8 protein-coding genes are annotated in these 13,151 nt (G+C 61.6%); 2 read left to right on the top strand and 6 right to left on the bottom strand.

Going from position 1 to position 13,151, the window contains the following annotated elements:
- The first annotated feature begins 2 nt into the window (after window positions 1-2).
- On the top strand, window positions 3-422 hold the full coding sequence (locus ACTJLA_RS08495; protein WP_003187927.1) for a hypothetical protein: 420 nt from the start codon (window positions 3-5) through the stop codon (window positions 420-422).
- A 101-nt stretch (window positions 423-523) separates the two neighbouring features.
- Here the strand turns inward: ACTJLA_RS08495 and ACTJLA_RS08500 are convergent, their stop codons facing one another.
- Entirely contained in the window at window positions 524-1,417 is an 894-nt protein-coding gene (locus ACTJLA_RS08500) for a LysR family transcriptional regulator (RefSeq protein ID WP_034125583.1), read from the bottom strand.
- A gap of 124 nt (window positions 1,418-1,541) precedes the next feature.
- Between ACTJLA_RS08500 and ACTJLA_RS08505 the strand changes: the two genes are divergently transcribed.
- Window positions 1,542-2,816 (top strand): MFS transporter, encoded by a 1,275-nt coding sequence (locus ACTJLA_RS08505; protein ID WP_314545804.1) that lies wholly within the window; start codon window positions 1,542-1,544, stop codon window positions 2,814-2,816.
- 115 nt (window positions 2,817-2,931) lie between these two features.
- Here ACTJLA_RS08505 and hemE read toward each other — a convergent pair whose 3' ends face one another.
- The 5 genes from hemE to aroB form a co-directional block, all read right to left on the bottom strand.
- Window positions 2,932-3,999: a uroporphyrinogen decarboxylase gene (gene hemE / locus ACTJLA_RS08510; RefSeq protein WP_314545801.1), complete on the bottom strand. Its 1,068-nt coding sequence runs from the start codon at window positions 3,997-3,999 to the stop codon at window positions 2,932-2,934.
- Between the two features lie 195 nt (window positions 4,000-4,194).
- Window positions 4,195-5,613, bottom strand: a complete 1,419-nt coding sequence (locus ACTJLA_RS08515; RefSeq protein WP_046070563.1) for an FAD-dependent oxidoreductase — start codon at window positions 5,611-5,613, stop codon at window positions 4,195-4,197.
- Between the two features lie 32 nt (window positions 5,614-5,645).
- The gene (gene gltB / locus ACTJLA_RS08520; protein WP_440840990.1) at window positions 5,646-10,091 is read right to left on the bottom strand and encodes a glutamate synthase large subunit; all 4,446 of its coding nucleotides are present in this window, start codon (window positions 10,089-10,091) and stop codon (window positions 5,646-5,648) included.
- Between the two features lie 352 nt (window positions 10,092-10,443).
- Window positions 10,444-12,021 carry an SPOR domain-containing protein gene (locus tag ACTJLA_RS08525; RefSeq protein ID WP_054896205.1) on the bottom strand — a complete coding sequence of 526 codons (1,578 nt, stop codon included), beginning with the start codon at window positions 12,019-12,021 and terminating at the stop codon, window positions 10,444-10,446.
- 9 nt (window positions 12,022-12,030) lie between these two features.
- The gene (gene aroB, locus ACTJLA_RS08530; RefSeq protein WP_440840991.1) at window positions 12,031-13,131 is read right to left on the bottom strand and encodes a 3-dehydroquinate synthase; all 1,101 of its coding nucleotides are present in this window, start codon (window positions 13,129-13,131) and stop codon (window positions 12,031-12,033) included.
- Window positions 13,132-13,151 lie beyond the last annotated feature (20 nt).

Here is a 13,151-nt window from a genome sequence, read left to right on the forward strand (position 1 = left end):
GAATGTCTTCCCTGCTACGCGCTACCCTGATCACGCTGGCCCTGCTGACCACGGCTGGCTGCACCAGCAAACCGGTGCTCAACACCCAGCACGAGTTGCCGGCCACGAGCCAGGTCAGCGAAGAAAAAATGAAACAGGTGATCGTCGCCGCCCTGCAAAAACGCGAGTGGACGGTACAACGCCTGAGCCCGCAACTGGTGCAGGCCGAGATCACCGTGCGCGGCCAGTTCTACGCCGCAATCGACATCCGCTACACCCGCAACAGCTACGCCATCACCTACCGCGACAGCCGCGACCTGGGCTACAAGGACGGTAAGATCCATCGCAACTACAACCGTTGGGTGAGCATGCTGGATCGGGATATTCTGGCGGGGTTGCGTACTTACAGCGTGAATGAAGCAAATACTTCGCCCCAAAACTGACCCCCTTGTGGCGAGGGAGCTTGCTCCCGCTGGACTGCGCAGCAGGCCCATTTTTTAGGGCCGCTACGCGACCCAGCGGGAGCAAGCTCCCTCGCCACAGGTTATTGAGCGGCCTTACGCGTCAACAACTCCACAAACCCTTTCGCCATTGGCGTTTGCGCGCCCTTGCGCTGCACCAGCCACACCGCCGTCACTGCCTGCGGGTCGAGCAAGGTGCGATAGACCACGCCATCAATGCGGATGCGCTGGTAAGACGCCGGCAGCACCGACACCCCCAACCCCGCCGCCACAAGGCCGATGATGGTCATTGCTTCCCCTGCTTCCTGAGCAAAGTGCGGGCTGAACCCGGCGTCGCGAGCGAGGTTGAGCAACTGCGCGTACAAGCCGCTGCCGTAACTGCGCGGGAAGAATACGAAAGGCTCCTCGGCCAATTGCTCCAGATGCAAGCCGCGCTCACTGCCTTGCGCCAACGGGTGGCCGGCGCTCAATACCGCGACCAAGGGTTCGCGCATCAACTCGATCACGTTCAGTGAGTCGGGCAAGGGCAAAGGCCGCATCAACCCAACCTGAATCGACTCGTCCACCAGCGACTCGGCTACTTGGGTGCTGCTCATTTCTTGCAGGTTCAGATGCACCGCCGGGAATGCCTGGCGGAAGGCGAAGATCGCCTGGGGAATGCTGGCGTTGAACGGCGCAGACGAGGTGAAGCCGATCTTCAATTCACCCAGTTCCCCCAACTGCGCACGCCGCGCCACATCTGCCGCCTTGTCGACCTGGGCCAGCACCAACCGTGCCTCTTGCAAGAACAAACGCCCGGCCTCGCTCAGCTCGACCCGACGATTGGTACGCTCGAACAAGCGTGCGCCCAGCTCGTGTTCCAGCGCCTGGATCTGCTGGCTCAGGGGCGGCTGCGAGATGCCCAGCACCTGCGCGGCGCGGCCGAAGTGCAGTTCTTCGGCAACGGCGATGAAGTAGCGCAAATGGCGAAATTCCATGCAAGCCTCATTAGGTCGTAAAAGCTATCAAACAGGTCGAACAATATATTGGAAAGAATCATTAGCCAGCTATATGCTTTTTCGTATTGTCAGTCCTGGCAGACTTTCCTCCCCGAGGTCCCTCGTGAATCCTGCTGTTGCTCCACTTGCCCAACACACCCCGCCCTCAGCCCTTGATGACGTGGTGGCGCAGCTCAACGACGCGTACATCGAAAAAGGCACGCCGATGTTCATGCGCACCGTGCTGGCGCTGTTCTCCGGCGGCTTCGCCACCTTTGCGCTGTTGTATTGCGTGCAGCCGATGATGCCGGCGCTGTCCCACGAGTTTTCCATCAATGCGGCGCAAAGCAGCCTGATTTTGTCCGTCGCGACCGCCATGCTCGCCTGCGGCCTGCTGATCACCGGGCCGATATCCGACAGGCTGGGGCGCAAGCCGGTGATGGTCGCTGCGTTGTTCTGTGCGGCGCTGGCCACCATCGCCAGCGGCTTGATGCCGAGCTGGGAGGGCATCCTGTTGATGCGTGCACTGGTGGGCTTGTCCTTGAGCGGCCTGGCCGCCGTGGCCATGACCTACCTCAGCGAAGAGATCCACCCGCAGCACATCGGCCTGGCCATGGGCCTGTACATCGGCGGCAACGCGATTGGGGGCATGAGCGGGCGCCTGATCATCGGCGTGTTGATCGACTTCGTCAGCTGGCACACCGCAATGCTGATCATCGGCGCCCTGGCGTTGATCGCTGCCACGGTGTTCTGGAAGATCCTCCCCGAATCGCGCAACTTCCGCGCCAGCAGCCTCAAGCCACGCAGCCTGGTGGACGGCTTTGTCATGCACTTCAAGGACGCCGGCCTGCCGTGGCTGTTCCTTGAAGCCTTCCTGCTGATGGGCGCGTTCGTGACGATGTTCAACTACATCGGCTATCGCCTGCTGGCCTCCCCCTACGAGCTGAGCCAGGCGGTGGTCGGTTTGCTGTCAGTGGTGTACCTCTCGGGCATCTACAGCTCGGCGAAAATCGGCTCCCTGGCCGACCGCCTCGGCCGCCGCCGCGTACTATGGGGCACCATTGTGCTGATGCTCGCCGGCATGGCCCTGACGCTGTTCACGCCTTTGTGGCTGGTGGTACCGGGCATGCTGGTGTTCACCTTCGGCTTCTTCGGCGCCCACTCGGTCGCCAGCAGCTGGATCGGCCGCCGCGCAGTGAAAGCCAAGGGGCAGGCGTCGTCGCTGTACCTGTTCTGCTATTACGTGGGGTCGAGCATTGCCGGGACTGCGGGTGGGTTTTTCTGGCACTTTGCCGGGTGGAACGGGATTGGCGGGTTTATCGTCGCGCTGCTGATTGGCGCGTTGCTGGTGGCGTTGAAGCTGGCGAAGTTGCCGCCACTGGGCCATGTGAAAGCCTGAGGCGACTGGCTTTATGTGGGAGCTGGCTTGCCTGCGATAGCGGTGTTGAATTCGCCGCCGCCATCGCAGCGATGCGGCGACCCGACAAGCCAGATCCCACATTTTGTTTTGCGTTTTACTCGTGGTATTGCGCCGATAGTTCGTGCACTGCGCGCAAGAACGCACCCGCGTGCTCCGGGTTCACTTCCGGTGTGATGCCGTGGCCAAGGTTGAACACGTGGCCACTGCCCTTGCCATAGCTGGCCAGGATGCGTCCGACTTCGGCGCGGATCGCTTCTGGCTTGGCGTACAGCACGGTCGGGTCCATGTTGCCTTGCAGGGCAACCTGGTTGCCGACGCGACGGCGCGCTTCGCCGAGGTCGCAGGTCCAGTCCAGGCCCAATGCATCGGCGCCCGCGTCAGCGATGCTTTCCAGCCACAGGCCGCCGCCTTTGGTGAACATGATCACCGGAACCTTGCGGCCTTCGTGCTCACGGATCAGGCCGCTGACGATCTTGCGCATGTAGGCCAGGGAGAACTCCTGGTACGCCGCCGCCGACAGGTTGCCACCCCAGGTGTCGAAAATCTGTACCACTTGGGCACCCGCCATGATCTGGCCGTTGAGGTAGGACGTGACCGACTGCGCCAGCTTGTCCAGCAACAGGTGCATGGCTTGCGGGTTGTCGTAGAGCATGGCTTTGGTCTTGCGGAAGTCTTTCGACGAGCCGCCTTCAACCATGTAGGTGGCCAGGGTCCAGGGGCTGCCGGAGAAACCGATCAGCGGCACGCGGCCGTTGAGCTCGCGGCGGATGGTGCTCACAGCATCCATCACGTAGCCCAGGTCTTTGTGTGGGTCAGGGATCGGCAGGGCTTCGATATCGGCCAGGGTGCTGACGACTTTCTTGAAGCGCGGGCCTTCGCCGGTTTCGAAGTACAGGCCTTGGCCCATGGCGTCCGGGATGGTGAGGATATCGGAGAAGAGGATGGCCGCATCCAGTTGTGGGTAGCGGTCCAGCGGCTGCATCGTGACTTCGCAGGCGAACTCCGGGTTCATGCACAGGCTCATGAAATCACCGGCGTTGGCGCGACTGGCGCGGTATTCCGGCAGATAGCGACCGGCTTGACGCATCATCCACACCGGGGTGACGTCTACGGGTTGCTTGAGCAGGGCACGAAGGAAACGGTCGTTCTTGAGGGCAGTCATGTCGGCATCCGCAAAAAAAGTGCGGGCATTTTCTCAGAGCGCGACGCAAAAGGCACGGAATGCACCGTGCCTTTTGTCTATCGGGTCAATTTGTCGCGGCAATGCCGCCGCAGGATCGCTCCCACGCTCCGCGTCATGCTGTTCGGGACGCGGAGCGTCCTGGCGGCATTCCCACGCAGAGCGTGGGAACGATCATCAGACTTGCAGGTAGTCCAGGATGCCTTCGGCGGCGTTACGGCCTTCGAAGATCGCGGTGACCACAAGGTCCGACCCACGCACCATGTCGCCACCGGCGAAGATCTTCGGGTTGCTGGTCTGGTGCTTGTACTGGCCTTGTTCCGGGGCCACGACGCGGCCCTGGCTGTCGGTCTGGATTTCGAACTGCTCGAACCACGACGCCGGGCTTGGGCGGAAACCGAAGGCGATGACCACGGCGTCGGCCGGGATGATTTCTTCGGAACCCGGGATCGGCTCGGGGCTGCGACGGCCACGGGCGTCCGGTTCGCCGAGACGGGTCTCGACCACCTTCACACCTTCCACACGGTCTTCACCGACGATGGCGATCGGCTGGCGGTTGTAGAGGAATTTCACGCCTTCTTCCTTGGCGTTCTTCACCTCTTTGCGCGAGCCGGGCATGTTGGCTTCGTCACGGCGATAAGCGCAGGTCACCGACTTGGCGCCCTGGCGGATCGAGGTGCGGTTGCAATCCATCGCGGTGTCGCCACCGCCCAGCACCACGACCTTCTTGCCCTTCATGTCGACGAAATCTTCCGGCGACTTTTCAAAGCCCAGGTTGCGGTTGACGTTGGCGATCAGGAAGTCGAGCGCGTCATACACGCCGGGCAAGTCCTCACCGGCAAAGCCGCCCTTCATGTAGGTGTAGGTGCCCATGCCCATGAACACCGCATCGTATTCGGCGAGCAGTTGCTCCATGGTGATGTCTTTGCCGATTTCGGTATTGAGGCGGAACTCGATACCCATGCCAGTGAACACTTCACGACGGTGGCTCAGTACGGTTTTTTCCAGCTTGAATTCAGGGATACCGAAGGTCAGCAGGCCACCGATTTCCGGGTTCTTGTCGAACACCACCGGAGTCACGCCGCCACGCACCAGCACGTCGGCACACCCCAGGCCAGCAGGGCCCGCGCCGATGATCGCGACGCGCTTGCCGGTTGGCTTGACCTTGGACATGTCCGGGCGCCAGCCCATGGCGAACGCCGTATCGGTGATGTACTTCTCCACCGAACCGATGGTCACCGCGCCGAAGCCGTCGTTGAGGGTGCAGGCACCTTCACACAGACGGTCTTGCGGGCACACCCGGCCGCAGACTTCCGGCAGGGTGTTGGTCTGGTGCGACAGCTCGGCGGCGGCGAGGATGTTGCCCTCGGCCACCAGTTTGAGCCAGTTGGGAATGAAGTTGTGCACCGGGCACTTCCATTCGCAATACGGGTTACCGCATCCCAGGCAGCGGTGGGCCTGGTCGGCCGAGTGCTGGGGCTTGAAGGGTTCGTAGATTTCCACGAACTCTTTCTTGCGTTGACGCAACAGTTTCTTCTTCGGATCTTTGCGCCCGACATCGATGAACTGGAAGTCGTTATTCAGACGTTCAGCCATGTTAAAACCTCATCAAACTGTTCAGGCGCATATCACTGCGGGTTGGCACGGATGCTGGAAAGCAACGATTTCAGGTTGGCAGCCTTGGGCTTGACCAGCCAGAAACGACGCAGGTAATCATCGAGGTTTTCGGCGAGGTTGCGACCCCATTCGCTGCCGGTTTCCTCGACGTACTCGTCCAGCACGTGCTGCAAGTGGTTCCGGTAGGATTCCATGGCTTCGCCGCTGATGCGCTGGATCTCGACCAACTCGTGGTTGACCTTGTCGACGAAGGTGTTGTCCTGGTCGAGCACGTAGGCGAAACCGCCGGTCATGCCCGAACCGAAGTTGTAACCGGTCTTGCCCAGTACCGCGACAAAGCCTCCGGTCATGTACTCGCAGCAGTGATCGCCAGTGCCTTCCACCACGGTGTGAGCACCGGAGTTACGCACGGCGAAACGCTCACCGGCAGTACCTGCGGCAAACAGCTTGCCACCGGTGGCGCCGTACAGGCAGGTGTTGCCGATGATGGCACTGTCCTGGGTCTTGTACACACTGCCAGCCGGCGGAACGATGACCAGTTTGCCGCCAGTCATGCCCTTGCCCACGTAGTCGTTGGCGTCGCCTTCCAGGTACATGTGCAGGCCGCCGGCGTTCCACACGCCGAAGCTCTGGCCCGCAGTGCCCTTGAAGCGGAAGGTGATCGGCGCTTTCGCCATGCCCTGGTTGCCGTGCTTGCGTGCGATTTCGCCGGAGATGCGTGCGCCGATGGAACGGTCGCAGTTGCAAATATCCAGGGCGAATTCGCCACCGCTGGCGTCGTTGATCGAGGAGCCGGCCATTTCGACCATTTTCTCGGCCAGCAGGCCTTTGTCGAACGGTGGGTTGCGGTCCACCTGGCAGAATTGTGGCTTGTCTGCCGGGATGTGATCGCTGCCCAACAGCGGCGTGAGGTCCAGATATTGTTGCTTGGCGGTCTGGCCTTCGAGGATGTCCAACAGGTCGGTGCGACCGATCAGCTCTTCCAGCGAACGCACGCCCAATTTGGCCAGCCACTCACGGGTTTCTTCGGCGACGTAGGTGAAGAAATTCACCACCATGTCGACGGTGCCGATGTAGTGATCCTTGCGCAGTTTCTCGTTCTGAGTCGCCACGCCGGTGGCGCAGTTGTTCAGGTGGCAGATGCGCAGGTATTTGCAGCCCAGGGCGATCATGGGCGCAGTACCGAAGCCGAAACTTTCGGCGCCGAGGATCGCGGCCTTGATCACATCGAGGCCGGTTTTCAGGCCGCCGTCGGTCTGTACTCGCACCTTGCCGCGCAGGTCGTTGCCGCGCAGGGTCTGGTGGGTTTCGGCCAGGCCGAGCTCCCACGGTGCACCGGCGTACTTGATCGAGGTCAGCGGCGAAGCGCCGGTGCCGCCGTCGTAGCCGGAGATGGTGATCAGGTCGGCATAGGCCTTGGCCACACCGGCGGCGATGGTGCCGACGCCGGCTTCTGCCACCAGTTTCACCGAGACCAGGGCCTGGGGGTTGACTTGTTTCAAGTCGAAAATCAGCTGCGACAAGTCTTCAATCGAGTAAATGTCGTGGTGCGGCGGTGGCGAGATCAACGTCACGCCCGGCACCGCATAGCGCAGCTTGGCGATCAAACCGTTTACCTTACCGCCTGGCAATTGACCACCCTCACCCGGCTTGGCGCCTTGGGCCACCTTGATCTGCAGCACCTCGGCATTCACCAGGTACTCCGGGGTCACCCCGAAACGGCCGGTGGCCACCTGCTTGATCTTCGAGCTTTTGAGCGTGCCGTAGCGCGCCGGGTCTTCACCGCCTTCGCCGGAGTTGGAACGCGCACCCAGGCGGTTCATGGCTTCGGCCAGGGCTTCGTGAGCCTCGGGCGACAGGGCGCCCAGGGAAATACCGGCGGAGTCGAAGCGCTTGAGGATCGACTCCAGCGGCTCGACCTGGCTGATGTCCATCGGCGTGTCCAGGGTCTTCACTTTGAACAGGTCGCGGATCATCGACACCGGGCGGTTATCCACCAGGCTCGTGTATTCCTTGAACTTGGCGTAGTCGCCCTGCTGCACAGCGGCTTGCAGGGTGTTGACCACGTCCGGGTTGTAGGCATGGTATTCGCCACCGTGCACGAACTTGAGCAGGCCACCTTGCTGGATCGGCTTGCGCGCGCTCCAGGCTTCGGCGGCCAGGGCTTTTTGCTCGGCTTCGATGTCGACGAAACGCGCACCCTTGATGCGGCTCGGTACGCCACGGAAACTCAGCTCGCAGACTTCTTCGGACAGACCGATGGCTTCGAACAACTGCGCGCCACGGTAGGAGGTGACGGTGGAGATACCCATCTTCGACAGGATCTTCAGCAGGCCCTTGGTGATGCCCTTGCGGTAGTTCTTGAACACCTCATAGAGGTCTCCCAGCACTTCACCGGTACGGATCAGGTCACCCAGCACTTCGTACGCGAGGAACGGGTACACCGCCGAAGCGCCGAAACCGATCAGCACCGCAAAGTGATGCGGGTCGCGGGCAGTGGCGGTTTCCACGAGGATGTTGGAGTCGCAGCGCAGGCCTTTTTCGGTCAGGCGGTGGTGCACCGCACCGGTCGCCAGGGACGCGTGGATCGGCAACTTGCCAGGCGCAATGTGGCGGTCGGTCAGTACGATCTGGGTACGACCGGCACGCACGGCTTCTTCAGCCTGGTCAGCAACGTTACGCACTGCGGCTTCAAGGCCCAGGCTCTCGTCGTAGTTCAGGTCGATGATCTGACGATCGAAGCCCGGACGCTCCAGGGTCATCAGCGAGCGCCATTTGGCCGGGGAAATGACCGGCGAGCTGAGGATCACGCGGGAGGCATGCTCAGGCGATTCCTGGAAGATGTTGCGCTCGGCGCCGAGGCACACTTCCAAGGACATCACGATGGCTTCACGCAGCGGGTCGATCGGCGGGTTGGTCACCTGGGCGAACTGCTGGCGGAAGTAGTCGTACGGCGTGCGTACGCGCTGGGACAGCACCGCCATTGGCGTGTCATCGCCCATGGAGCCGACGGCCTCGTAGCCTTGCTCACCGAGCGGACGCAGCACCTGGTCGCGCTCTTCGAACGTGACCTGGTACATCTTCATGTACTGCTTGAGCTGGTCGACGTCATAGAAAGCCGAACCGTGGTCGTTGTCTTCCATGGTCGCCTGGATGCGCAGGGCGTTCTTGCGCAGCCATTGCTTGTACGGGTGACGGGACTTCAAGCGGTTGTCGATGGCGTCGGTGTCGAGGATCTGCCCGGTCTCGGTGTCCACGGCCAGGATCTGGCCAGGGCCCACACGGCCTTTGGCGATCACGTCTTCAGGCTTGTAGTCCCACACGCCGATTTCCGAGGCGAGGGTGATGAAACCGTTGGTGGTGGTCACCCAACGCGCCGGGCGCAGGCCGTTACGGTCGAGCAGGCACACCGCATAGCGGCCGTCGGTCATGACCACGCCGGCCGGGCCGTCCCACGGTTCCATGTGCATCGAGTTGTACTCGTAGAACGCACGCAGGTCCGGGTCCATCGTCTCGACGTTCTGCCACGCTGGCGGAATGATCATGCGCACGCCACGGAACAGGTCGATGCCGCCGGTGACCATCAGTTCGAGCATGTTGTCCATGCTGGAGGAGTCGGAACCCACGCGATTGACCAGCGGGCCGAGCTCTTCGAGGTCCATCAAATCGTTGGCGAACTTGGTGCGACGGGCCTGGGCCCAGTTGCGGTTGCCAGTGATGGTATTGATCTCGCCGTTGTGGGCGAGGAAGCGAAATGGCTGGGCCAGCGGCCATTTCGGCAGGGTATTGGTGGAAAAGCGCTGGTGGAACACGCAGATTGCGGTTTGCAGGCGCTCATCGCTAAGGTCTGGATAGAAGGCGGTGAGGTCCGCCGGCATCATCAGGCCTTTATAAATGATGGTCTTGTGGGAAAAGCTGCAGATGTAATGGTCGGTGTCGGCGGCGTTGAGCACCGACGAACGACGACGGGACGTGAACAGCTTGATCGCCATGTCCTGGTCGCTCAGGCCATCGCCGGCGATGAACACTTGTTCGATCTGCGGCAGGCGCTCCAGGGCCAGGCGGCCGAGTACGCTGGTGTCGATGGGCACTTTGCGCCATCCGACAATTTGCAGGCCGGCGGCGGCGATCTCGCGGTTCATGTTCTCGCGGGCGGCTTCGGCTTTTACCGGGTCCTGGTTGAAAAACACCATGCCCACGGCGTACTGCTTGGGCAGTTCGACCGCGAATTGCTCTTTGGCGACAGCGCGCAGGAACTGGTCGGGCTTTTGAATCAGCAAGCCACAGCCGTCACCGGTCTTGCCGTCGGCGTTGATCCCACCGCGGTGGGTCATGCAGGTCAGGGCCTCGATGGCCGTTTGCAAAAGGGTATGACTGGGTTCGCCCTGCATGTGGGCTATCAGGCCGAAACCGCAGTTATCCTTGAATTCATCGGGTTGGTACAGACCTGCTTTCATAGACACTTTCTCACCAGGCTGCCTCTTTTACCGAGGCAAATTTCTTTTCAATTCAACCGGTTACCTTCCACGCCGAACGTACGCCGGCTTAGCGGGGGCAAAAGGGAGGTCATTGTACACACCGACACAGACGCTCACAAATTTAGCGACGAAATGTCGCAAATCTATGTCGCATTTATGAAAGGTTTAAAGCGATATGCTGTGCTAGTCAAAACTTTTTTAATTCTGACCGCTACGACTCAAAAGCCACTGTGACGCAGACACCACAAAGCGCGCGGTCTCGGGAGACTGCACGCACTTGCGGATTTTTTTGAGGTGCCGGGAGGGCGGCCTGGGTAAGGCCGCCGGATCTTCAGCGAGTTGCTGCCAGTTCTTGTTGAACGCTGGCAACAGTGCGAGGCCAAGGTTTACCAGCCTGAACCTTCGCTGGCAAGGCCTTGATGGCAGAATCGGCTGCGGCGCGGCTTGGGAAGCTGCCGTAGGTGATCACATAGAGAGGCTTGCCGTTGAGCACTTTCTTGAAATAACGGTACTGGCCGCCCTGCTCTTTGACGAATGCCTGGGCATTGGCTTCGGAGCTGGTGCCGAGGATTTGCACCACAAAGTTACCGGTAGGCTGGCTGCTGTACCAGCTGCTGCCAGCAGCGCCGGCCTTGGCAACGGTGGCGGCTGGTTTTTCCGCTGGCTTGGCGGCAGGGGCTGGTTTGGCGGCTGGCGCTGGTGCGACAGGCTTGGTCACCGGAGCAGGCTTGGCGGTAGCAACGGTGGGCGCCGGCGTCGGAGTCGGCTTGGCGACCGGAGCAACCGGCGTCGCTGGCACACCGGCCGGTACGCCTGCAGGTGGCGCGGTGGTGGTCACGGTCGGCGGCGTGGCGCTGGAGCCTTCCACCGGCACACCGTCGTCGCCTTCGGAGATGCCACCGGCTTCTTCTGCCAGAGGGCCGCGCATCACAGGTTGGCCGACCATCGGCAGGTTGGTCGGTTGGCCGGAGTTGGCAAATTCGACGTTTGGCGTGGGCTTGCCCAGTGGCAACTGCGCCTGTTCGGTTGGCGCGCCAGTGGTTGTCGGTGCTTTGTTGCGGCCCGGGATCAACCAGGCGGCGGCAACAGCGACCACGACAACGGCGGAAATAGCCAATACGTGCTTCTTAGGCATAGTGAACCCCATCTTTGGACGCTTGACCGCAGAGCGGCTGGCAATCATGGCTTCGATCATGGCATCGCGGGCAACCTGGTTGATATTTCCAGGCCAGCCATCGGAGCTTTCGTGAATATCAGAGATCTGCGCAGCGGTGAAAAGTTCGATACCCGCCCCTGCGCCTTCAAGACGTTGTGCAAGGTATTCGCGGGTTTCTTCCTCTTCGTACGGCTGCAACTCGATGACGTGAAACAGCTCCTGCTCACCGCTGATCTGCTCCAGATCGGCGATCAACGACGACTCACCGAACAGGAACACATGCGGGCGACCTTCCGGCGTACCCGCTGCCAGCGCCAGCAAGGCTTCCAGGGCCGATTCGTCGAGCTGCTCGGCGTCGTCTACCAACAGGTAGACTTCCTGGCCGGTCAGGCCCAATTGCACCACCTGCTTGAGAATCGCGTTCGGCTCGGCGTTGGAGACGTTCAACGCTTGCGCCACCTCGCGCAGTACGCCAGCCGCATCACCGGCACCGCGGGCCGATACCACCACGCTCTGCACCGATTGTTTGTTGGTGCTGGCCACAAGCGCCTGGCGCAGCAAGGTCTTGCCGCTGCCCAGAGGGCCGGTCACCACCAGCAGCAACTGGCTGTAGCGCGCGAGGTGATGCAACTGCCCCAGTACCGGCTTGCGCTGGGCGGGGAAGAACTTGAAACCCGGCACCCGTGGAGCGAAGGGGTCGTGGCTCAAGTGATAATGGCCGAGGAACGCCTCGTCGGCATGCAAACTAGTCATCGGGTCTTATTAACCTTTGAGCTGGGCCAGGGCGCGGTAATCCGCTCCCAGCGTGGCCTGTAGAATCTCTTTTGGATAATCGTCGGTCACCACGGCTTCGCCGATGTGGCGCAGCAGTACCAGTCGAAGTCGACCGTCGATCACTTTCTTGTCTATCGCCATATGTTCAAGGAAATCCGCCTCGGTCATCTCCGTGGGCGGAACGACCGGCAAACCGGCACGCTGGAACAGGCGGATACCGCGATCGCGCTCTTGGGCGCTGATCCAGCCCAGGCGCTGCGACATATCCAATGCCATCACCGTACCAGCCGCCACGGCCTCCCCATGCAGCCACACACCATAGCCCATGTGCGTTTCGATCGCATGGCCGAAGGTGTGGCCCAGGTTCAGCGTGGCCCGCACGCCGGACTCGCGCTCGTCGGCATTGACCACCAGCGCCTTGGCCGCGCAAGAGCGGGAGATCGCTTCGGTCAGGGCTACCTGATCGAGGGCGCGCAAGGCGTCCATGTGTTCTTCCAGCCAGGTCAGGAACGGCTTATCGCAAATCAGGCCGTACTTGATGACTTCCGCCAGCCCCGCCGACAGCTCGCGCGGCGGCAAGGTGTTGAGGGTAGCGGTGTCGATCAGCACAGCCTGAGGCTGGTAGAACGCGCCGACCATGTTCTTGCCCAACGGGTGGTTGATACCGGTCTTGCCACCCACCGACGAATCGACCTGGGACAGCAAGGTGGTCGGCACCTGGATGAAATCCACGCCGCGCTGGTAGCAGGCCGCGGCAAACCCGGCCATGTCGCCAATCACACCGCCGCCCAGGGCGACCACAGTGGTTCGACGGTCATGGCGCGCAGTCAGCAGGCCATCAAAGATCAGTTGCAGGGTTTCCCAGTTTTTGTGGGCTTCGCCGTCAGGCAACACCACGGAGATCACCGAGTACGCCGCCAGGCTGCGGCTCAGACGCTCAAGATACAGCGGCGCGACCGTTTCGTTGGAGATGATCGCCACCTGTCGGCCGGCAATATGCGGCGCAAGCAGTTCGGGCTGGTCCAACAGACCTGCGCCAATGTGGATCGGGTAGCTGCGCTCGCCTAGATCGACCTTAAGTGTCTGCATGTGTCCCCGCGTTGAAGATG

It is taken from the genome of Pseudomonas sp. 22072, from assembly GCF_052046095.1.
Classification (GTDB): Bacteria; Pseudomonadota; Gammaproteobacteria; order Pseudomonadales; family Pseudomonadaceae; genus Aquipseudomonas; species Aquipseudomonas paracarnis.